This window comes from Plantactinospora sp. CNZ321, from assembly GCF_004217235.1.
In genome coordinates this window covers 3,538,386-3,560,436 of the sequence record NZ_SHKQ01000001.1, presented here as the reverse complement: position 1 = coordinate 3,560,436, position 22,051 = coordinate 3,538,386, and the positions used below count along the sequence as shown (strand labels likewise).

Here is a 22,051-nt window from a genome sequence, read left to right as displayed (position 1 = left end):
GCCTCATCGTCGTCGTCAGCACCTGAGGAGTCGTCACCGGCAGCGGGGAAGCCGTCACCGGTGCCTTTGGAGTTCTCGTCAGCACTTCGGGACCGTCAGCACTTCGGCACCGGTGCGGCCGAGATCTGGCCGATGATGTGATCGGGAACCCTGCCCTGCCAGACGACCACGTCGTCGACCGCGCCGTGCAGCCGTTGTCCGCGCCCGCCGTCCGCGGTGCCGGCCGCGCCGAGCAGCAGGGGTCCCGTTGCGTTCCACGGGCTCTCGGGTCCGGACCGGCTGGCGACCTGCTCGCCGCTGACGTACAGCCGCATCGCGTCGGAGTGCAGGTCGTAGACGCCGGCCAGGTGGTACCAGGTGTCCGGCTCGGGCGTCGGGCCACCGTAGGCGGTCAGCCAGGACGGGCTCGCCACGTCCCCGCTCATCATGACGAAGCCGAACTTCTGCAGGCTCTGGCTGTATCTCAGCCGGAAGGCCGTCGCCTGCTGGCCGGCCGCCGACACGATCGTCAGATCGGCGTCCAGCCGGTCGATCCGCACCCACGCCGAGACCGTGAACGAATCGTCGGTGGCCACGACCGGACCCGCGGTGGCGGCCTGCCCGGCACCGGTCAGCTCGAGCGCGCTGTCCGGGTCGCACGACCAGCCGTCGTTGAACCGGGTGTCCCCCTCAAAGCTGACATCGCGGCCGTGGCCGGAGGTGTCGGAGCCGTGGCCCATCAGCCGCCAGCGGCCCTGCAACTCCGAGGGCGGGGCCGGCCACGGGTCGTCGAGGTTGAAGGTCCGGTCGCCGCGCCAGACCCGCACGTCGTGCAGCATGCCCTGGAAGTGGTGTTGGTGCCCCTGACCGTAATCGGCGCAGCCCACGAGCAACGGCGCACCGGCAGCACCCGGATCCCCCTCCGACCGGGTGCCGCTGGACGTCCCGTCGATGACCACCTGCCAGCTGGCGCCGCCGCCGTACTGGACCGAGATCCGTTGCCAGCCCTCCCGGACCTTCACGTCCTGGCCGGGCGGCACGAGACGGGCCGGTGCCTGCCCGGCGGAGCCGCTGGCGGTGCCCCCCGCCCCCGGCAACCCGAACGCGGCGGGCGGACCGGCCTGGAGGAGACCGTCCTTGTCGACCACCACGACGAACCCGTCGCCGTCAGTGTCGAGTTGCGAGAAGAGCACCTGGTAGCCACCGGTGACCCGGACCGGTTTGACCCATGCGCTGATCCCGAACGCCGTGTCGGACGGGGCCACCGGAGCCTGGGTGGCCGCACAGGACTGGCCGTCGAGCACCAGCGCCCCGTCCGGACGGTGGAACGGGTCGAAGTCGTGTGCGGCGGAGTCCGGCAGCAGCAGGTCGCGGCCGAACCCGCTCGAGTCGGTACCGTCGTGCCGCATCTCCCACCGGGCGATCTCACCGAGCGGCAGCGGGTCGTTCAATCGCAGGGCGTAGCTCGACAGCAGCCCCTGCCACACCGCGACGTTGTCGACGGCGCCGGTGAAGAAGTGGCCGTGCGAGCCGGAGGCGCCCCGCAGGCAGCCCAGCCCGAAGGTGTCCATGCCGTTCCACGGCTCGAAGTCGACCGACTGCTCGGCGACCAGGGCACCGTCGAAGAAGAGCCGCTGCACCCCGGCGTCCGGATCGTAGGTGCCGGCGATCCGCAACCACTGGCCCCGGGCGACCGGGCTCACCGCGCTCACGCTGCGCCACTCGGCGTCCGTGCCGGGCGACGTCAGCAGCGAGAAGGACCACATGTTGGTGGTGGCGTTGTGCTGGATCTGGTAGGCCGAGTGGTTCTCGTTGCCCTGGGTGAGCAGCTTCGCGTAGCCGCTGGCGGCGTCCAGTCGGACGTTCAGCGACACCGAGAACGCGGCGTCGGTCCGGACCGTGGGGGTGGTGGTCAGGCAGGTACTCCCGTCCAGGTTCAGCAGCACATTGTCCGGATCGCCGCGATCGGGCCCGAACGCCGGGCCGGTCCCGGTCGACATGGTCAGGGCGGCACCGTTGCCGGAGTCGTCGACCAGGTCACCACCGAGCCGCCAGGCCCCCATCGCGGTGGCCGGGATGTCGCGGCCGACGAAGAAGGTGTACGTCCGCTCGTTCGACGTGTTCCCCGCGTTGTCCACGGAGCGGACGTAGAGCACGTGCCGGCCGGGCTCCGCGTCGGCCCGGGTGATGGTGGTCGACTCGGTCGGCGGCACCGAACGGTCGAAGGTCGGCGTGTTCCACGAGTACTCGTACCGCTTCAGTCCCGAGTGCACGCCGTTGACGATCGGATCGCTCGCCGAGACGCCGAGCCGCACGTTCTGGCCCTCGGTGTACGGGCCCTCCGGCGCGGTCACGGTCGGCACGCTCGGCTTGGTGGCGTCCACCTTGAAGTAGCAGGGATCGGTGTAGCCGGAGTTGACCGCCGAGGTCTGCCGGGCGTCGGCCCGGGCCTGCCAGGTGTACTCCCCGTCCGGCAGCGACGTGGTCACCCGGCGGTTGACCGTGGCATGCGAGCCGACCGGGTCGGGCGTGCGATACCAGAAGTAGTTGCTGTCCGCGCCCCGCTCGCGGATCCGCAGCCGCACGTAGACCGACTCCGACTCGTACGAGCGGGCCCGCACCGACATGGTCGGGTGCCGGGATGTCACCCACTGCGCCCGGGACAGGCTGGTCCGGCACGGCTCGCCGTTCAGCTTCCGCATGTCCGGCTGCGGCGGGTAGATGTAGTACGTGACGTGCAACGCCACCGAGCTGGTCCGGATCCGCCGCCAGGCGTTCCGGTCGTCCTCACTCGACGATCGCAGCCCGAACGAGATCGTGTCGTAGCGCTGGTCGGCCGCCGACTGCACCCGGCGCTTGACGTTCGCGCCGTCGAAGGACACCCACTCGTGCGAGTTGTCCGACCCGCAGCCGCCGGTGGTGTTCGACGACGGCACGCTCTCGGTCTGCAACTGGCTGCCGTACAGCCATGTCACGCCGTTCCACGACACACCGTTGGAGATCGCCTCGGTCCGCCACAACTGGAGCCCGTACGACCCGCAGCCGCCGGTGTGGGTCTGCAGGGCCTTCACGCTGGCCGAGGCGATGTACCTGCCGTTCAGCTTCCCGATGTCCAACTTGATCACCGAGCGCCACAGCCCGCACCCGTTGCCGCAGTTGCTCCAGGTGTTGTAACCCACCCGCATCCCACCGGCCCGCGGCCAACTGGAGTCGCCGGTCCAGCCGCGGCCGCGGGCCCCGGCGTACACGTTGGCCCACGCCTTGCGGGTGGAGGTGAACGGTGGGTCGATGTAGATCGGGTACGTCACGGTCTCGTCGGCCAGCATCTCCGGGTCCGGGATCAGCTCGATGCCCGGGGCGGTCACCTCGACCTCGACGTCGCCGATCCGTCCCGGATCGGCCGGCGGCTCACCGGCCACCGCGGTGCGCGGTGCGGTCGCGGCGGCACTCCCGTCACCACCGGCGACCGAGGAGTCCCACATGATCCCCTGACCGGCCTCGAAGATCACCGCACCGGTGTCGTCGACCACGTCGATCCGGCCGGTCTCGGCGTCCTCGACCACGTTCAGGCCGACGGTGTCGACCCCGATCACGATCTCCGCCAGCGCCGGCGAGGCCGCCGCCTCGGCGGTCTTGACCACCAGCACCCAGGAGAACCCGACGGACTCCGCCTGAACCGCCAGGTCGACGCCGGGCAGCAGCTCCGGATAGGTCGCCACCGGGCCGTTCAACACCGGAGTCGGCAGCACACCACCCGGCCACTTCAGCGAGAGGGACCCGCCATCGGGGTCGACGGCGGTCACGAAGGTGTCACCACCCCCGGCCCCCACGACAATGTCGATCACCGTCGCGGTCGAGGCGGCCGACCCGTCCGGACGTACGGCGAACGTCGGATCGATGTCCACCCATTCTCCGGCGTCATCGCGCACCCGGTACGGCTCCACGGCGATCTGTGCGTCCAGCACGCCCGCCGGGGTGGCGAACACCTGCCGGTCGACGTCGCGCAGCCCCAGCACCTCCACGTTGACGCCGCAGGCCAGCGCGTACCGGTACGCGGTGAACTCGTCCTCGGCGGCCGGGGCACCGTCGAACTCCGGACACTCCACGGGCGGAAGCTCCTCATCGGGCGGCTCCGCCTGGACCTGCGCCTGGGCTCGCGCCTGCGCCTGGACCTGCGGCGGGGCGACCACGATCCCGGCCGGCATCAGCCCCACCGCTACCGCGACGGCGAGCCAGGATCGGACACGGGTACGGGCACGTATGGGGGTTCGGGTCAACGACGAGGTAGACAAGGGGGTTACCTCACAAACCGACGGACACGCAGGCATGAGCCCGACAACCGAGGCCGCCGGACCTCCACACGCTAGGCGCGGCCAGTTGAAGCCGGCTTGAAGCGCGCTTCAATCGCGGCTCAACAGTGGCGCCGCCTGATCAACACAGTCCGTCGTACGCCTGCGGAGATGTCCTATCCTGGCTGCCGATCCGGGGGGAGTGGGTGGACGGTGATGCGGTTTCGGGTGTTGGGGCCGATGGCGGCGCACAACGAGCGCGGACCGGTACCGCTCGGACCGGCGCGCCAGCGCACGGTGCTGGCGGTGCTGCTGGCGGAGCGGACCTCGACGGTCTCGGTCGACCACCTGGTGGACCGGGTGTGGGGTTCGGCGGCCCCGGAACGGGCCCGGCAGATCCTGCACACATATCTCTCGCGGCTCCGCAGCGTGCTCACCGAGGCGGGCGGGCCGACGCTGACTCGGCAGGCCCGCAGCTACCGGCTGGCGATCGACGAGTCGGCGGTGGACCTGCACCAGTTCCGAGCCCTGGCGGCGCGGGCGAGGCAGGAGGCGGACGACGAGCGCGCCGAGGCCCTGTGGCGCGACGCGCTCGCGCTCTGGCGGGACGTCCCGTTCGCGGACCTGGACAACGACTGGCTGCGCGGGGTGGCGGTGGCGCTGGAGGCGGAGCGGCTCGCGGCCATGCTGGACCGCAACGATCTGTCGCTGCGCCGGGGCGACCATGCCCGGCTGCTGCCGGAGTTGTCGGTCGCGGCGGGCCGGCACCCGCTGGACGAGCGGCTGGCCGGACAGTTGATGCTCGCGTTCTACCGGTGCGGCAGGCAGACCGACGCGCTGGCCGGCTACCGCCTGCTGCGCGAGCGGTTGGCTGACGAGTTCGGCAGCGATCCGGGACCGGCGCTGCGCGACCTGCACCAGCGGATACTCCGGCAGGACCCACAGCTTGACGTACCGCCGGCCGCGGATGCGCCGCCGGCACCGGTCGCGGACGCGGTTCCGCAGCGGCCGGAGCCGACCGACCAGCGGGAGTGCCCGGCGGTCGTGGACCCGCAGACCGGCGCCCCGGAGCAGCCGGAGACTCCGGCCGCACCGGTTGTCGCCGTGCCGGCGCAGTTGCCGGCCGACATCGCCGGCTTCGCCGGGCGGGCGGCACCGCTCCTCCAGCTCGACGCACTGCTCGGCCCGGCCGGCGCCCCAGCATCCACTGTGGTGATAACCGCGATCGGCGGCAGCGCGGGGATCGGCAAGACCACCCTGGCGGTGCACTGGGCACACCGGATACGCGACCGGTTTCCCGACGGACAGCTGTATCTGAATCTGCGCGGCTTCAACCCGGCCGGCCAGGCGATGAGCCCGCCGGAGGCGCTGCGGGCGCTGCTGGAACTCCTCCAGGTACCGCCGCAGCGCATTCCGACCAGCGTCGAGGCGCAGACCGGGCTGTACCGTAGCCGGCTGGCGGGTCGCCGGATGCTGGTAGTGCTCGACAACGCCCGCGACGCCGACCAGGTGCGGCCACTGCTGCCCGGTTCGCCCCCCACCATGGTGCTGGTGACCAGCCGCAACCAGCTCGCCGGCCTGGTCGCCACCGAGGGCGCACGGCCGATCCGGCTGGACGTGCTCGACGCCGCCGAGGCCCGGGGCCTGCTGGTCGGCCGGCTCGGGGCCGAGCGGGTAGCGGCCGAGCCGGACGCCGTCGACGAGATCGTCAGGGCGTGTGCCGGGCTGCCGCTCGCGCTCGCGATCGTGGCGGCCCGCGCCGCCGCCCGGCCCGGATTCCGGTTGGCGGTGTTCGCGGACGAACTCGCCGACGCGCGCAGCCGGTTGGACGCGCTGGCCGGTCCGGACTCCGCCACGGACGTGCGGGCGGTGTTCTCCTGGTCGTACCAGGCGTTGAGCCCCTCGGCGGCCCGGCTGTTCCGGATGTTCGGGCTGCACCCCGGGCCCGACATCAGCCGCGGCGCAGCCGCCAGCCTCGCCGGCGTGCCGCTGTCGCAGGTCCGCCGCCTGCTGACCGAACTGGACGCCGCACACCTGCTCACCGAAGGCCAGCCCGGCCGGTACACCTGCCACGACCTGCTCCGGGCGTACGCCACCGAACTTGCCCAGGACGTCGACACCGAGCCGGAGCGACGTGCCGCCCGACACCGGACCTTCGACCACTACGTACACACCGCCGTCGCGGCGGCGCAGCTGCTCAACTCGTACCTGAAGCCGATCGACATCGCCCCGGCACAGTCGGGCGTCACACCCGTGCCGCTGGCCAGCTACGACGACGCGTTGCGGTGGTTCACCGACGAGCGACCGGTACTGCTCGCCGCGATCGCCGAGGCCGCCAACGCCGGGTACGACACGCACAGCTGGCAGCTCGCCTGGGCGCTGCGAGACCTCCTGGAGCGCCGCTGCCACTGGCATGCCCAGCTGCAGATCCAGCAGACGGCGCTCGCCGCGGCCGAGCGTCTCGGCGACCCGGCGCTACAGGTCAACCCGCACACCATTCTCGGTGTCACCTACCGGCACCTGGGCCGTTACCCGGACTCCCACGCCCATCTCCAGGACGCCCTCCGGCTGGCGGGCGCCGTCGGTGACCAGCGCGGTCAGGCCGGCATCCACGGGGCGCTCAGCCTCAGCTACGAACGGGAGGGCCGTCACCTCGACGGTCTGAGGCACACCCGGCGGGCCATGGACCTGTACCGCGGCCTCGGCGATCCGATCGGGCATGCCCTGCACCTCGGCAATCTGGCCTACTTCCAGGCTCTCCTCGGGGACTACCAGCAGAGCCTCGTCTCATCCCGGGAGGCACTCGGGCCGCTGGAAGAGCACGATCACCGCAACGGGCAGGCCCACGCGTGGGATTCCCTCGGCTTCGCACACCACCGGCTCGGTCAGCACCGGGAGGCGATCGCCTGCTACCAGCGCGCTGTCGCGCTCTTCCGCTCCATCGACGACCGGCATCCCCAGGCGGCCAGCCTCACCTGCCTGGCCGACGTCCACCACGCGACGGGTGACATCGACGCGGCCCGCGACGCCTGGCAGCAGGCCTTCCTCCTGTTGGAGGAGATCGGCCACCCCGACGCCGACGACCTGCGTAAGAAGCTGGAATCCGCGGACCTGGGCCGGTCGGAGCCACCCGGGTTCCGCCGCTAGCGCTGCCGCCGGCCGCCGGGGCGCTCGCCGCGGTCAGGTCGCGGGCAGCACCCCGGCAGCCGCGCCGGGACCCTTCGCCACGGCGTCGGGTGCCGCTGCCGGGCTTTCCGGGCGCAGATTCCGGCCTCTTCGGTACGCGGTGTCTATTCGGTACGCAGTGCTGTGGCGGTGCGGGTGCGGGCGGCCCAGCCGGCCGGAAGGAGCGCGCCGAGCACGGCGATCAACAGCCCGCCGAGACCGAAGAGCGCCAACTCGGCGGGGTGGTAGATGTCGATCACCGAGGCGGGCAGGTTGAACCCCGCGGCATGGCCCATCTCGGCGACCGTCACCCGCTGCATGATGACGCCGACGGGCACGCCGATGGCACCACCGATCAGGCCGGTGACGACGACCGAGGAGATGACCATCGTGATGGTCTGCCGCGGGGTCATCCCCAGGGCCTTGTGCACCCCGAGATCGTGGACGCGTTCCCGGGTCTCCAGGACCACCATGTTGAGTACGCCCAGCGCGGCCACGGTGACCAGCATCAGGGTGAGCAGGCCGGTCAGCGCGTTGATGATCAGGAGGATCTCGTCCGCCTCCTGTTCGGCGACCTCCGCGGTGGCGTCCACCGACGCCAGCGCGGCGTTCAGCGCCGTGACATAGCCGGCCGGGTCGGTGCCCGGGCTAAGGGTGATGTGGTACTCCAGGGGCCGCAGGTCAGGTTGGCTGGCCGCGAGTGTCTCGGCGGCGGTGAGGACCTGCATCCCCCTGGACTCGATGTTGAAGACCTCACCGACGATGTGCGCGTTGATCCGGGTGCCGTGGTCGACCAGGACGACGCTGTCGCCGACCCGGGTGCCGGTGGCGGTCAGGAACGGTCGGGCAACCACGATCTCCCCGGGTTGGCTGAACCATCTGCCGGAGATCATCTGGTAGCCGTACGCGGAGCCGTCGCCGGTCAAGGCGAGGATGTCCAGCGGAGTGGTGAGTCCGGGGGTGGTCAGCTCGGTGTACGCGACGCCGCTGTATCCGCTGGTCCCAGGCTGTGCGGTGATCGCCCGGACCACCACCACCGGGTCCGGCGGTGGCGGCGGCTCCCACTCGACCCGCCGCGGGCCCGTCGGGGCCTCCTCGGGTGGCGGCCCGGACATCGGTGAGCCCGGGTGGATGACGACGTCGCCATGGCTCTCCGTGGCCTGCACCTCGTTCAGTGAGGCGCCCAGGCCGACGGCGAAGGTCGCGGCGGCGGCGCCGAACGCGATCGCCGCGACGATGGTGGCCGACCGGAGCGCCCGGGCGAACGGCTGGGCCAGACCGAGGGTCACGGGTCGGGGCAGCGGGAGCCGCGCGGCCAGCCGCGCGGCCCACTGGCCCTGGTTCGGGCCGGGGGTGCGGCCGACCGCGAGCACGTCGACGGTGCGCAGCCGCCCGGCCCGGGACGCCGCCACCCAGGCGGTGGCGGTGACCACGGCCAGCGCCCCGACCAGCGCCAGGAGGTTCACCCAGCCGGTGACCCCGGTGTCCGTCGTGCCGTAGACCTCGTTGGTCTGGGTCAGGACCAGAACGGTCAGGAGGTTGCCGGCCAGGACGCCGAGCAGGGCGCCGACCACGGCTGGGACCAGCGCCTGCACCGTGTACGCCCGAACCACCTGGTGCGGGGTGAACCCGAGGGCCTTGAGGATGCCGATCCGGTGTGTTCCGGTGCCGACCGCCCCGGCGATGACGTTGCCGATGATCAGGACCGCCATGAGTACGCCCAGCACCCCGAAGGCGATGAGGAACGGCCCGAACAGCAACGTGCTGCCAGCACTGTTTGCCCTGGTGGTGAGCCAGGACCGCGCTCCGGCCAACGCGCCCGCCGGCACGCTCGCCTCGATCGTGTCCCGAGCGGAGTCGATCTGTGCGGCGGTGTCGCTCGCGGCGAGCCGGTAGAGCATCTGGTACCCCGGCGCCGCGCCCGGGGCGGTCAACGCCGCGACCTGTTCCGGGACCACCCAGCCACCGGCGGTCCCGCTGACCGACCGGGCCAGCCCGACCACCGTCAGGGTCGGTCCGCCGGCCGGCTCCGACAGCGGCAGCGCGTCGCCCACCTGTGGTTGGAGACTCGCCGGGCGCCGGTGGTCGACCTGAAGCACGATCTCCCCAGCGCCGCTCGCCCACCGTCCCTCGGTCACCGTGACGGCGTCGACCGGTCCACCCGGATCGGCCCGCCCGACCACCGTGATCGGCTCGGCCGGCGGGCCCTGATCGACGATCGGGGTGATCGTCGCGGTCGGGAACGGGCCGTTCGCCGCCGCGACCCCGCCGGCCCCCGCGGACGCCGACAGTTGCGCCGCGGTGACCTTGGACCCGTCGAACTGCGCGGTCAGGTGCGCGCCGTGCTGCTGGTCGAAGGCCCGGTCGAAGGGGGCGGAGGAGGCCACCATCAGCGAACCGCCGAGTACCCCGGCGGTCACCGCGATCATCACCACCAGCGCGACCACCAGCGTCTGCACCCGGCGACGGCCCACCCCGGACCGGACCACCCCGCCCAGTGCACTCATCGGACCGGCTCCGCCGTGCGGTCGGCGGCGATCCGACCGTCGACGAGCTGGACGGTACGGGTCGCGCACGACTGCGCCAGGGCCAGGTCGTGGGTGACCAGGACGATGGTCTGGCCCTCGGCGTGCAGGGTGTTGAGCAGGTGCCGGACCTCCTCGCCGGAGGCGGTGTCCAGCGCGCCGGTCGGTTCGTCGGCGAGCAGCAGTGCCGGCCGGTTGACCATGGCCCGGGCCACCGCGACGCGCTGCCGCTCACCGCCGGAGAGCCGGCCCGGGTAGGCGGCGGCGTGCCGGTCGACGCCGAGCAGGCCGAGCAGGTCCATGGCGCGACTCCGGGCGACCCCACGGGCCGTCCCGGCCAGCTGCGCCGGCAGCATGACGTTGTCGACGACGGTCAGGTCGTCCAGGAGGTTGAAGAACTGGAAGACCATTCCGATCTTCGCCCGTCGGTAGCGGGCCGACGCGGCCTCGCCCAACCTGTCCACGCGCACCCCGGCCACCGTCACCGTCCCGGCGCTCGGCCGGTCCAGGCCGGCGACCAGGTTCAGCAGCGTGGACTTGCCGCTGCCGGACGGCCCCAGGATCGCGACCGACTCCCCGGCGGCGATCCCCAGCGAGACAGCGTCCAGCGCCGGTGGCCCCTCGTCGTACCTACGACTCACGTCGTTCAACTCGATCAGCGGCGCGCTCATGGCGGCTCTCCTTCCACTCGGGCACCTCTGGCGCCTCGATCTCCAGGCACGTTCCGGTCAGCCCTCCAGGCACTTTCCGGCCAGCCGCTCGAAGCTAGGTCCGGGCCGGGCCGGTGGGCGTCGGCCACCGGAGCCAAATCCGGTACCGACCCGGGATGAGACGGGTCGACGTCATCCCTGCGGCGTAGTCGACGGGGGTATGCCGGGTGGTCAACGCGGTGGATGCCGCCGGCCGGGGGCGGTGGGCGAGAATGGCCCGGTGGTGAACGGCGCGCTGGCAGACCGGCTCCGGGCCCGGCTCAGGCTGCTGTTGCGTCCGTCGGGCCCGCTGCCGACGCTCTCCTGGCGCGGCCGGGTCTTCGACGTGATCCTGGCGCTGGCGTTGCTGCTCGCCGCGATCGTGGAGGGCGACGGCCAGGACGGAGAACACCGGCCCCCGGAGTTCGAGTTCGATTTCCGGGGTCCGTACGACCCGGTCCCGCCGCCGGCCCCGGTTCCACCGCCCGCTCCGGGCCTGCCCCCAGGGTTCGGCCCGGAGCCGGACCCGGGTCCGGCGAGGCTCGAACCGTTCCTGCCGATCGAGGACTACGAGCTCGGCCAGACGGTCGTGGTGCTCCTCCTGGTGGTACTGCCGCTGGTGTTCCGCCGCCGCTATCCGCTCGCGGTGCTCTGGTTCGTCCTCGGCACGGCCCCGCTGGTCAGCGACTACAACGCCGCGTTGCGGGTCTCCTTCTACGCCTGCGTCATCGCCGCCTACACCGCCGCGGTGTACAGCCCGTACCGGCTGCCGGCGCTGGCGAGCCTGCCCCTGGCCGCGTTCCTCTACACCCAGATCCGGGAGCCGGCGGTGCCCACCGTCCCGGACAACGCCGTCCCGTTCCTGATCCTGGTGCCGATCGTCCTCGCCGCGAACGGGCTGCGCCAGTGGCAGCGGCGTGCCGACGAGGACCGTGCCCGGCTGGCCAGGATGGAGCACGAGCAGGCGGAGGCGCTGCGCCGCGCCGCCGAGCACGAACGTGCCCGGATCGCCCGCGAACTGCACGACGTGGTGACGCACAACGTGAGCGTCATGGTCATCCAGGCCGGAGCCGCCCGCAAGGTGATGCCGACCAGCCCGGACCAGGCCCAGCAGGCGCTGCTCTCGGTCGAGGCCGGCGGTCGGGCCGCGATGGCCGAACTGCGTCACGTCATGGGGCTGCTCACCACGGACAGCGACGGCGGTGACCCGGCCGCCACGGACGGCCTGACGCCGCAGCCGGGCCTCGACCGGCTGCAAGCGCTGGTGCAACGGGTGCGCGACACCGGGACACCGGTCGAGCTGACCGTGACCGGTCAGCCCCGTCCGCTGCTGCCGGGAATCGAACTCACCGCCTACCGGGTGGTGCAGGAGGCGCTGACCAACACTGTCAAGCACGCCACCGGCGCGACCGCGACGGTCCTGCTGGAGTACGGCACCGACGAGCTACGGGTCGAGGCCACCGACACCGGTGGCACTCCCGGCGCCTCCGCCGGTACCGGCAACGGGCGCGGCCTGATCGGCCTGCGCGAGCGGCTGGCGGTCTACGGCGGCACCCTGCAGGCCGGGCGACGTCTCAGCGGCGGCTACCGGGTCGCCGCGTGGATCCCCCTGGAGGCGCCATGACCGCACCGCTGCGGGTGGTGGTGGCGGACGACCAGGCACTGGTCCGTACCGGCTTCCGGATGATCCTCACCGCCGACGGCATCGACGTGGTCGCCGAGGTGACGAACGGTGCCGAGGCCGTCGACGCGGTCCGGCGAACCCTGCCGGACGTCGTCCTGATGGATGTCCGGATGCCGGAGATGGACGGTCTGGAAGCCACCCGGCGGATCCTCACCGGCGGCACCGGCGACCCGCGCGTGATCATCCTGACCACCTTCGATCTCGACCACTACGTCTACGCGGCGCTCTCCGCCGGCGCCAGCGGCTTCCTGCTCAAGGACGTCACCCCCGAACATCTGGTCGCCGCCGTCCGGATGGTGCGCTCCGGCGACGCGCTGCTGGCCCCGGCCATCACCCGGCGGCTCGTCGAACGGTTCGCCCGGCGTAGCGCCGACCCCGCCGCACCGCACCGCGACCTGTCCGCGCTGACGCCACGCGAACTCGAGGTGCTGCGGCTGCTGGCCCAGGGGCTGAGCAATGCCGAACTCGCCGCCCACCTCCACCTGTCCGAGGCGACCGTCAAGACCCATGTCGCCCGCATCCTCGGCAAACTCGGGCTCCGCGACCGCGTGCAGGCCGTCGTCGTCGCCTACGAGACCGGCCTGGTCAGCCCCGGCCGCGGCTAGGACGTGACCGTCCCCTCTTGCCTCGGTTTGACCCGCACGCCACCCTGTTAGGCATGCGGGCGGCCCTGTTAGGCATGGCGGCGGCATGGTCGTAGCCCGCGATAGCGCAAACGGCGTCAGCGCTTTCCGGAGCTCCGGTGACGGGGGCGCCGACACCGTACGGCTGGAGATCCTCGGCTCGGTACGAGCCTGGCGCGGAGAGCACCAGATCGCCTTCTCCGCCCCCGGTCAACGGGCCGTGCTCGGCCTGTTGGCGCTGGCCGCCGGCCGGCCGCTGCGCCGGGCCGAGATCATGGACGCGCTCTGGGACGACAGCCGGCCGCCACCTACCGCCATCAACGTGATCCAGACACACGTCAAGAACCTCCGTCGACTACTCGAACCGGGCCGGCGTACGCACACCGCCAGTGCCGTCCTGCCCCGGGTCGGCGACGGGTACGCCATCGGCGTACCGGCCCGCAACCTCGACCTGTGCGTGTTCCGGGAACTCGCCGGTGCGGCGGCCGAGGCGCACCGCCGCACCGACCTGCCCGGTTCGGTCCGGCTCTGGCAGCGGGCGCTGGCGCTGTGGCGCGCCGGGCCACTGGCCGACGTTCCCTCCCTCGCCAACCATCCGAGGGTCGTCGCGTTGGCCGAGGAACGCCGGGAGGTGGTCCGCCGGTACGGCGAGGTCATGATCACGATCGGCCGGGCCGCCGAGGTGCTGCCGGCGCTGGAGGAGGCGGCCGCCGGCAACCCGCTCGACGAGACCACCCAGGCACTGCTGATCCGGGCCTACCACGCGCTCGGGCGCCGGGACCGGGCCGTCACGGCCTACCGGAAGGCGCGCGAGCGCCTCGTCGAGGAGCTGGGGGTCGAACCGGGGGCCGAACTCGCCACCGCCTACCGGAACGCGCTGCGGGCCGCCGTGCCCCGCACCGCGACACCGGCCGCGGCTGCCGGCGCGGGCTCCGGCCGCGACACCGGACCGGCCGTACCCGCGCAACTGCCCGCCGACGTCGCTCGATTCAGCGGCCGGACCGCCGAACTCGACAGGCTGGACAGGCTGCTGACGCGGTCCGGGCGGGACGGCCGGGCGGACCCGGGACCGGTCCCGGTCGTCGTGCTCGCCGGTACCGCCGGCGTCGGCAAGACCGCGCTCGCACTGCGCTGGGGGCACCACGCCCGGCACCTGTTCCCGGACGGGCAGCTCTACGTCAACCTGCGCGGCTACGACGTCGACCGGCCGATGCCGCCGCAGGAGGCGCTGGCCGGCTTCCTCCGCGCGCTGGGGGTGCCCGGCACCGAGGTGCCGTTCGAACTCGACGAGTGCGCGGCCCGGTACCGCAGCGCACTGGACGGCCGGCGGATGCTGATCGTGCTCGACAACGCGGCGTCGGTGGCGCAGGCCCGCCCGCTGCTGCCCGGCGGCGGCTCCTGCGCCACGCTGGTCACCAGCCGGGACACCCTCGCCGGGCTGGTCGCCCGGGACGGTGCCGAACGGATCGAACTCGGGCTGCTCTCCAGCGCGGACTCGGTCGAACTGCTCTGGCGCACCCTCGGCGACCGGGTCGCCCGCGAGCCGACCGCCGCCGCCGCGCTCGCCCGGCACTGCGCCCACCTGCCGCTGGCTCTGCGGGTCGCCGCCGAACTCGTGCTCACCCGGCAGACCGCACCGCTGGCGGTACTCGTCGCCGAGCTGGCCGACCAGCAGCACCGGCTCCGGCTACTCGACGCCGGCGGTGACCCGCGCACCGGCGTACGGGCCGTGCTGTCCTGGTCGTACCAGCAACTGCCGGCCGCCGCCGCGCGCGCCTTCCGGATGCTGGGGGCGCATCCCGGCCCGGACGTCGACCGGTACGCCGCGGCGGCGCTCTTCGGCACCGGACCGGAGCCGGCCCGACACCTGCTCGACACGCTCGCCCGGGTGAACCTCGTGCAACCGGCCGGCAGCCACCGGTACACCTTCCACGACCTGCTCCGGGCCTACGCGGCCGAACGCTGCGCGGCCGACGAGCCGGCCTCGGCCGCCGACGCCGCCGTCGACCGGCTCTTCGACTACGAACTGGCGGCCGCGACGGCGGCGATCGACACGCTCTACCCGGCGGAGCGGCACCGCCGCGCACCGGTCGACCTGCCGCCGGTCCCGCCGCCGCCAATGCCGGACCCGCAGGCGGCCCGGGAGTGGTTGGACGCCGAACGCCCGACGTTGGTGGCCACGGCGGTCCGGGCCGCCGAACGCGGCCGCTCGGCACACGCGGTACGGCTGACCCTGACCCTGCTGCGCTATCTGGAGAGCGGCGGCTACGTCGCCGAGGCCGAACGGATGCACACGCACGCCCTGGCCACGGTCCGCCACTCCGGCGACCGGGTCACCGAGGCACACCTGCTGACCGGGCTCGCCGTGATGTACGCCCAGCAGGGCCGGTACGCCCCGTCGATCGCCCGGCTACGCGAGGCGGTGGTGCTGAGCAGGGAAGCCGGCGACAGCGCCGGTGAGGCACGGGCGCTGGGCAACCTCGGCCACGTGCAGCAGCGCCAGGGCCGGTACGACGAGGCCGCCGAGGCGCTGCGGGCGGCGCTGCCGCTCTGCCGGCGGGCCGGTGACCCGGCGGGTGAGGCGCGGGCCGGTGGCAACCTCGGGCACGTACTGCTGCGGCAGGGCAACTACCGCGAGGCCGGGGTACGCCTGCGGACCGCCGCCGTGCTCTGCCGGCGGATCGCGGACGCGACCGGCGAGGCGTACGCGCTGACCAGCCTCGGTGACCTGCACCTGCGCGCCGGACGGCTGCTCACCGCCGCCGGTCGGCACCGACGGGCGCTCGCCCTGTTCGAGGCCGTCGGCGACCAGGCCGGCAAGGCGCTCGCGCTGGACGGTCTCGGCCGGGTCCGGCTGCGGCAGGGCGACCACCGGGCGGCGCTGGACCTGGTGGAGCAGGCCCTGACGTTGCTGCGCCGGGTCGGCGAGCGGGCCGGCGAAGCATCGTCGACAAACAGCCTCGGTGAGGTGCTGCACCTGCTGGGTCGGCCCGGCCCGGCCCGCGCGCAGCACCGCACCGCGCTCGGCCTGGCCACCGAGATCGGGGACGCGTTCGAGCAGGCCCGGGCGCACGCCGGGCTGGCTCGGGCCTACCAGGCGGTCGGTGACGGTGAGCGGGCCGAGACGCACCGGAGTTCCTCCGCCGCTCTCTACCGGGCGCTCGGGTGCCCGAGGCGGCCGGCTCCGCGGACCCGCCGGTCCGACCCGACCACCCGTGACGACCTGATCCGCCGAGGGCCTACTCCTCGATGGCGCCGCCGATCCGGCGCAGGTGTCGGCGGAAGCTGTACGCCGGATCGGCGGCCCGCCGCACGAGATAGTCGGCGAAACGGGTCTGCTCGCGCAGGGACTGCCCGGCCCGGATCCGGTCGGCCTGGTCGCGTTCGGTCCGGCGGATCTGGTGCGCGGTCCCCAGCACCTCCTCGGCCCGGTCGGCGGGGACGAACAGCACCCCGTCGTCGTCGGCGAGGACGACGTCCGCCGCCCCGACGGAGTGCGCACCGAACCGGGCGCTGAGCAGCGCCGCCGGCTCGGGTTCGTCCAGCCGTACCGGGCCGGGTGGAAAACTGCCGTAGCTGAAGACGGGCAGCCCGATCTCCACCAGTTCCGGTGTGTCGCGGTGCAGTCCCCAGATCACCAGACCGGCCAGCCCGGCCGCCCGGGCCTCCAGCACCACCAGGTCCCCGACGCACGCCTCGTCCACCCGCCCGCCGTTGTCGACGACCAGCACGTCGCCCCGGTCGGCGGTGCCCAGCGCCTCCAGGAACACGTCCACGCTGCCGTAGTGCCGGGCCGGCAGGACGCGTCCGGCGAGCCGGTGCCCGGGTACGACCGCGGCGATGCCGGGCGGGGCGGCCCGCAGCGGCACACCGAGGCGGACGCAGGCGTCGGCCACCAGCGGGGTGGACAGCTCGGCGAAGGCGTCGCGCACGGGTTCCTCCCTGGTCGGGGTGGTGTCGGCGGCGGTTCCGCACGCCGATGGGCGGCCCGATGCTACCGACGGTCGTCGGGCGACCGGCCGGGCCAATTCGCCGTTCGTGGCCCGGCCGGCGCGGCGGCCGATCGGCGGTCAGCGCGGCGCGGGGTGCCCGGAGAACCGGGCCGCCGGCACGCCGTCGAGCCGCCCCGGCGGCAGCCGCCGCCCGCAGATCACGAGCAGCAGATCCTGGGCGAGTCCCCGGAGCGGAGTACCGGTGCCGTAGCTCCAGTCGAGATCGGTGGCGTGCAGGGCGACCCCGGAGAGGTCCACCCCGAAGTAGGCGACGTTCCTCGGGCGCATCCCGGACAGTACGACGCCGACCCGTTCCGGCGGCACCCGACGGTCCAGCCCGAGTCCCACGGTGATGTCGAGGCCGTGTATCACATCGTGCGACAGTGCGCCGTGCGCGCCACCGCCCGGTGGTGTCCAGCGGTGCGCGATGTTGTCCCGCAACGCGCCGAGCAGGCGCTCGGCGGGAAGTTCGGCGGCGTCACGCCGGGCGCACCGGTCGGCCATCCGGTCGACGTTTCCCCGGGCCCCGAGCAGATCCACCATCGTACGCCCGAACGACGTCCGGAACGGCAGCGTGGTGTGTGCGACGACCTCGCGCACCCGCCAGCCGGCGCAGAGCGTCGCCGAGTCCCACTGCTCGGGGCGGAGCCCGGCGAGCACCTGCAGCATTTCCCGCCGCTCCGCCCGCACCTCGGCCCACACCTGATCCTTGTTCATCGATTTTCACCTCTCCGGCCGCACCGACCTACGGCGGGCCCTGCCAGGGATACGGCGCGGGCACCGGTAACTCATCGGTCCCGACCGTCCGGGTGCTCGTGGCCCAGCCGGCTGGGTATGGTCGGACGGGTGGTGGAGACGACCGTGGAGACCCCCCAGCCGCCCGCTCAGGCGTACCGGTTGGAGACGTTCCGGACAGAGCTGACCGGTTACTGCTACCGGATGCTCGGCTCCGGATTCGAGGCCGAGGACGCGGTCCAGGAGACGCTGGTCCGAGCCTGGCGGTCGTTCGACCGGTACGACGAGCGGCGCGGCTCGCTGCGCACCTGGCTCTACCGCATCGCGACGAACGTCTGCCTCGACATGCTCCGCAGCCCACAGCGCCGGGCACTGGCCATGGACCTCGGCCCGGCCGCCGAGGGGCCGGGGATCGGCGCGCCGGAACCGGAACGGAGCTTCGTCCAGCCGGTCCCGGACGGTGCCGTGTTGTCGACGCAGGGCGATCCGGCGGAGCTGGCGGTACGCCGGGAGACGATCCGGCTCGCCTTCGTCGCCGCGTTGCAGCACCTGCCGCCCCGGCAGCGGGCGGTGCTGATCCTGCGCGACGTGCTGTGCTGGCGAGCCGAGGAGGTCGCCCAGTTGCTGGAGAGCACGGTCGCGTCGGTGACCAGCGCGTTGCAGCGGGCCCGGGCGACGGTGCGGACGGTCGTCCGGGTCCCGGGCGAACCGTTCCGGCCGGCCGACCGGACCCAGCGGGACCTGCTCGCCCGCTACTGCGACGCGTTCGAGCGCCACGACGTCGAGGCGCTGGTGGCGCTGCTGCACGAGGACGCGACGATGTCGATGCCGCCGTTCCGGTTCTGGTTGCGGGGCCGGGACCGGATCCGGTTGGCACTGCTGGACCCGGAGGCGTCGTGCGCGGGTGCCCGCCTCGTCCCGGTCGCGGCGAACGGCTCGCCGGCGTTCTGGCAGCTGCGGCCGGGCCCCGGCGGCGGGTACCTGCCGTTCGGCCTGGTCCTGCTCGACGTGGTCGACGGGTTGGTGGCCGGGGTCACCACGTTTCTCGACGCCGATCGACTGGTCACCCTCTTCGGGCAGCCGGACGGAATCCGGCCCGCCGACCGATGAGTTCCGGCCCGATATCCGTGTTCCGGGCGGCCACGCGGATGTTGACGTTCGTCATTGGCTTGGCGCCTTCTGGAGCGGTTTGATCAGGAACCGGCAGGGATCGGCGATGTCGCGGCGGGTGCCGTGGCTGTCGATGTGGTGGTAGCGGTCGAGGTAGTGGCAGTCGGTTTCCTGGTAGCCGAGCCGGAGGTAGAGCGCGGCCGCGCGGAGGTTCTGGTCATCGACGCCCAGGCCGAGGTGGCGGTAGCCGCGGCGAGCGGCGAGGGCTTCGGCTGCATGGATGATGGCGGTGCCAATGCCGTGGGACTGTCGCTGCGGGGGCCAGACGGCCAGACCGTTGAGCTCCGGGCAGTCGGGGTATCGTGCCTGCACCTCGGCAGCCGCGCATCCGTGCCAGCGGATCTCCCCGGATCCGACTGGGACCTCGTCGAACCAGGCGGTCAGGAACGTACTCGACCCCTGTTGCTGGCGACGGAAGCGTGCCTCATGGTCACGGGTCTGCCCGGGCGAGGGTTTGTGGTGCTCAAGCAGGGCGAGGTCGTCCTCGCGGCACTCGCGGATGATCATCGACCAGGTTCCTTCCTGTCTGTGTGCGCTGGACGCGCCGATCGAGAACGGATCCCGATCGGAGCGTCGCGGACAGCATGCGGCGGTATCAGCCGAGGTGCCGGGCGAAGAACCGCAGCGTGCTGTCGAGTTCGAAGGCCGGGACCTCCCTGCCCAGCACCGCCGCGCGGACCCGTGGTTCGGCGGCGACGAACGGAACGCCGAGTCCGCAACCCAACGACACCCCCAGTAACCCACTGGACCAGCACCGACGTGGTCGAGATCCTAAACGGCGTCCAGGACCGCCCGCCATTCCGGGACGGTCTGGCGGGCGGTCACACATTCCCGGACATCGAAGTGATGACGATCCCCACGATCGAACCTGGGCTCGGCCCCTGGCACTCCGGTCGGTCGGGTCGCGTCCGGCCGATAGTCTCCGGGAGATGGTCCCCGTCCTTCCCACCCACCCCGTCCCGGGAGCCCACAACCGTCTCCGGGAAGCCCGTCGCCAGGATGGTCGTCGCCGGGGCGCGCCGGCCGAGCCCGCCCGATGAGCGCCGCCCGATCCGGGTCCCGCACCGGGCCGCCGCCCCCGGCCGAGAACCGCCGGCTGTCGCCGTACACCGGGTGGAGCCGGGCGCACTGGGAGTGGACGGTCGACCGGATGCTCGCGGCCGTGCGGCCGTACGCCTCCCCTGGGCACGCGCTGATCGAGTTGCCGGGACCGGCGAGCAGCTCGGGGCGGCGCAGTGACGGGCTGGAGGGGTTCGCCCGGACGTTCCTGGCCGCCGGCTTCCGGCTCGCGCACGGCGACGACGGCGGGCTGGCCCAGTGGTACGCCGAGGGTCTCGCCGCCGGAGTCGATCCGGACTCGCCGGAGCGGTGGCCCCGGGTGACCGAGGTGGACCAGGCGAAGGTGGAGGCGGCGTCGATCGCGCTGGCCCTGCACGAGTCCCGGCACGTCATCTGGGACGCCCTCGACGACCCTGTCCGGGACCGGTTGGTGGGCTGGCTCGCCGAGGTGATCGGCCAGCCGTATCCGGCCTGCAACTGGTGGTGGTTCCAGAACGTGGTCGAGGCGTTCCTCCGGTCGGTCGGCGGACCGTGGTCGGCCGAGGAGATCGACCGGAACATCGCCGGGATGGAGCGGTGGTACCGCGGTGACGGCTGGTACACCGACGGGTTGGAGGGGGCCGGCACCGGCCGCAACTTCGACTGGTACGCCGGCTGGGCGATGAACTTCTACCCCCTGTGGTACTGCCGGATCTCCGGCGAGTACGCCGGGCCCGAGCTGTGGGCCCGGTACCGGGAGCGGCTGCACGCCTACCTGACCGGCGCGCAGCACCTGTACGCCCCGGACGGCGCGCCCCTGCACCAGGGGCGGTCGTTGACCTACCGGTACGCGGCCCTCGCCCCGGTCTGGGCCGGCGCGGTCTTCGACGCCACGCCGCTGCCGCCCGGCCGCACCCGCCGGCTCGCCAGCGGCGTGTTGCGACACTTCCAGCCCGACCCCGCGTCCGACGGCCGGAGCCGGACCGGAACCGCAAAGCGGCCCGACAGCGATCCGGGACGGTCCGCGGAGCAGCCCGACAACGGGCCGGGACGGTCCGCGGAGCGCCCCGACATCGGTCCGGGACGGTCGGACGGGCTCCAGCCGATCGGCTGGTACGGCGCGTTCCCGGCGATCCGGCAGCCGTACACCGGGCCCGGCTCGCCGTACTGGTCGAGCAAGGGCTTCGCCGGACTGGTGCTGCCGGCCGATCATCCGGTGTGGACGGAGCGGGAACGGGCGCTGGTGGTCGAGGAACGCGACGTGGCGTTCGCCCTGCCGGCGCCCGGCTGGCTGTTCTCCGGCACCACCGCCGACCGGGTGATGCGGGTGGTGAACCACGGCACCGACCATGCCGCCGACGAGACGCTCGGCACCGAGGAGCCGGGCTACTCGCGGTACGCGTACGCCACGCACGCCGGGCCGGAGTACGACGGCTCGGTGCTGGACAACTGCGTCACGCTGCTCGACCCGGCCGGTGAGCCGGCGCACCGCCGCCCGCTGCGGCCATTCGGGGTACGCGGCCGAACCGGCAGTTCGGCGTACCGGACGCACTGGCCGGTCGGGCCGGCCCCGGCTCGGGTCTGGCCGCCGCGCCAGCCGGCGTTCCGGACCGGCCCGTGGTTGTACACCGCGTCGGTGCTGCGCGGAGCGGTCGAGATCCGGCTGGCCCGGGTCGGGGCGCTGCCGGAGGGCGGGGGCCCGTGGACGCTGCGGATCGGCGGTTACGCGCTGGCCGGGTCGACGCCGCCGGAGGTGCTGGTGCGGGAGGGCGTCGCCACCGCCCGCCGGCCGGACGGTCTGATCTCGACGGTACGCGGGCTGCGCGGGCTGGCCGTCGCCCGGGTCGTCGAACGGGCCGGTTCGAACGCCTTCGGCGGGCACTCCGCGGTGCCGATGGTGCGCAGCGCCGGCCCGGTACGCCCCGCCGAGGTGTACGCGGCGGCGGTGCTGCTGACCGGGGCGGCCCCGCCCGGCCTGCCCGAGGTCACGGTCGGCCCCTCCGGCGTGGTGCGGCTGCGCTGGCCGGACGGGGAACGCGACGAACTGACCCTGGCGGCACTGCCCCTGGACGGACCGGCGCCGGACGAACCGACACCGGACGGACCGGCCACGGACGGACCGCGGTAGCGGGCCCGCGCCCGACGGGCCACCCGACGGGCCG

At 73.2% G+C, this 22,051-nt stretch carries 11 protein-coding genes and 2 pseudogenes; 6 read left to right on the top strand and 7 right to left on the bottom strand.

Annotated features, from left to right (window positions below):
• Nucleotides 1-95 precede the first annotated feature (95 nt).
• Nucleotides 96-4,184: a LamG-like jellyroll fold domain-containing protein gene (locus EV371_RS15675; protein ID WP_130462687.1), complete on the bottom strand. Its 4,089-nt coding sequence runs from the start codon at nt 4,182-4,184 to the stop codon at nt 96-98.
• Nucleotides 4,185-4,484: 300 nt separating this feature from the next.
• On the opposite strand from EV371_RS15675, the gene EV371_RS15670 reads away from it, so the two are divergent.
• Complete coding sequence (locus tag EV371_RS15670; protein WP_130462686.1) at nt 4,485-7,415, top strand: BTAD domain-containing putative transcriptional regulator; 2,931 nt, start codon at nt 4,485-4,487, stop codon at nt 7,413-7,415.
• Nucleotides 7,416-7,558: 143 nt separating this feature from the next.
• Here EV371_RS15670 and EV371_RS15665 read toward each other — a convergent pair whose 3' ends face one another.
• Both EV371_RS15665 and EV371_RS15660 read right to left on the bottom strand, forming a co-directional pair.
• Nucleotides 7,559-9,940, bottom strand: a complete 2,382-nt coding sequence (locus tag EV371_RS15665) for an FtsX-like permease family protein (protein ID WP_130462685.1) — start codon at nt 9,938-9,940, stop codon at nt 7,559-7,561.
• On the bottom strand, nt 9,937-10,629 hold the full coding sequence (locus tag EV371_RS15660) for an ABC transporter ATP-binding protein (RefSeq protein ID WP_130462684.1): 693 nt from the start codon (nt 10,627-10,629) through the stop codon (nt 9,937-9,939). Before EV371_RS15660 ends, EV371_RS15665 begins: the two co-directional genes overlap by 4 nt.
• A gap of 259 nt (nt 10,630-10,888) precedes the next feature.
• On the opposite strand from EV371_RS15660, the gene EV371_RS15655 reads away from it, so the two are divergent.
• From EV371_RS15655 to EV371_RS34330, 3 genes and pseudogenes are all read left to right on the top strand, one after another.
• Nucleotides 10,889-12,271 (top strand): histidine kinase, encoded by a 1,383-nt coding sequence (locus tag EV371_RS15655; protein WP_207230507.1) that lies wholly within the window; start codon nt 10,889-10,891, stop codon nt 12,269-12,271.
• The gene (locus EV371_RS15650; RefSeq protein ID WP_130462682.1) at nt 12,268-12,936 is read left to right on the top strand and encodes a response regulator; all 669 of its coding nucleotides are present in this window, start codon (nt 12,268-12,270) and stop codon (nt 12,934-12,936) included. The genes EV371_RS15655 and EV371_RS15650 overlap by 4 nt, the downstream gene beginning before the upstream one ends.
• Nucleotides 12,937-13,021: 85 nt before the next feature.
• Nucleotides 13,022-15,979 (top strand): annotated as a pseudogene (locus tag EV371_RS34330) (AfsR/SARP family transcriptional regulator); the annotation flags it as partial.
• Nucleotides 15,980-16,193: 214 nt separating this feature from the next.
• Here EV371_RS34330 and EV371_RS15640 read toward each other — a convergent pair.
• On the bottom strand, nt 16,194-16,886 hold the full coding sequence (locus EV371_RS15640; protein WP_130462680.1) for an RraA family protein: 693 nt from the start codon (nt 16,884-16,886) through the stop codon (nt 16,194-16,196).
• A gap of 138 nt (nt 16,887-17,024) precedes the next feature.
• Nucleotides 17,025-17,663, bottom strand: a complete 639-nt coding sequence (locus EV371_RS15635; RefSeq protein WP_130462679.1) for a maleylpyruvate isomerase family mycothiol-dependent enzyme — start codon at nt 17,661-17,663, stop codon at nt 17,025-17,027.
• Between the two features lie 129 nt (nt 17,664-17,792).
• Between EV371_RS15635 and EV371_RS15630 the strand changes: the two genes are divergently transcribed.
• A complete protein-coding gene (locus tag EV371_RS15630; protein WP_486484630.1) occupies nt 17,793-18,791 on the top strand; it encodes a sigma-70 family RNA polymerase sigma factor in 999 nt (332 codons plus the stop codon).
• A 51-nt stretch (nt 18,792-18,842) separates the two neighbouring features.
• Here EV371_RS15630 and EV371_RS15625 read toward each other — a convergent pair whose 3' ends face one another.
• Both EV371_RS15625 and EV371_RS33820 read right to left on the bottom strand, forming a co-directional pair.
• Nucleotides 18,843-19,358: a GNAT family N-acetyltransferase gene (locus EV371_RS15625; protein WP_130462677.1), complete on the bottom strand. Its 516-nt coding sequence runs from the start codon at nt 19,356-19,358 to the stop codon at nt 18,843-18,845.
• A gap of 151 nt (nt 19,359-19,509) precedes the next feature.
• Nucleotides 19,510-19,670: pseudogene (locus tag EV371_RS33820) on the bottom strand (alpha/beta hydrolase); the annotation flags it as partial.
• Between the two features lie 217 nt (nt 19,671-19,887).
• Here EV371_RS33820 and EV371_RS15620 point away from each other — a divergent pair.
• Nucleotides 19,888-22,017, top strand: coding sequence for a DUF2264 domain-containing protein (locus EV371_RS15620; RefSeq protein WP_130462676.1), 2,130 nt, complete (start codon nt 19,888-19,890; stop codon nt 22,015-22,017).
• Nucleotides 22,018-22,051: the final 34 nt, after the last annotated feature.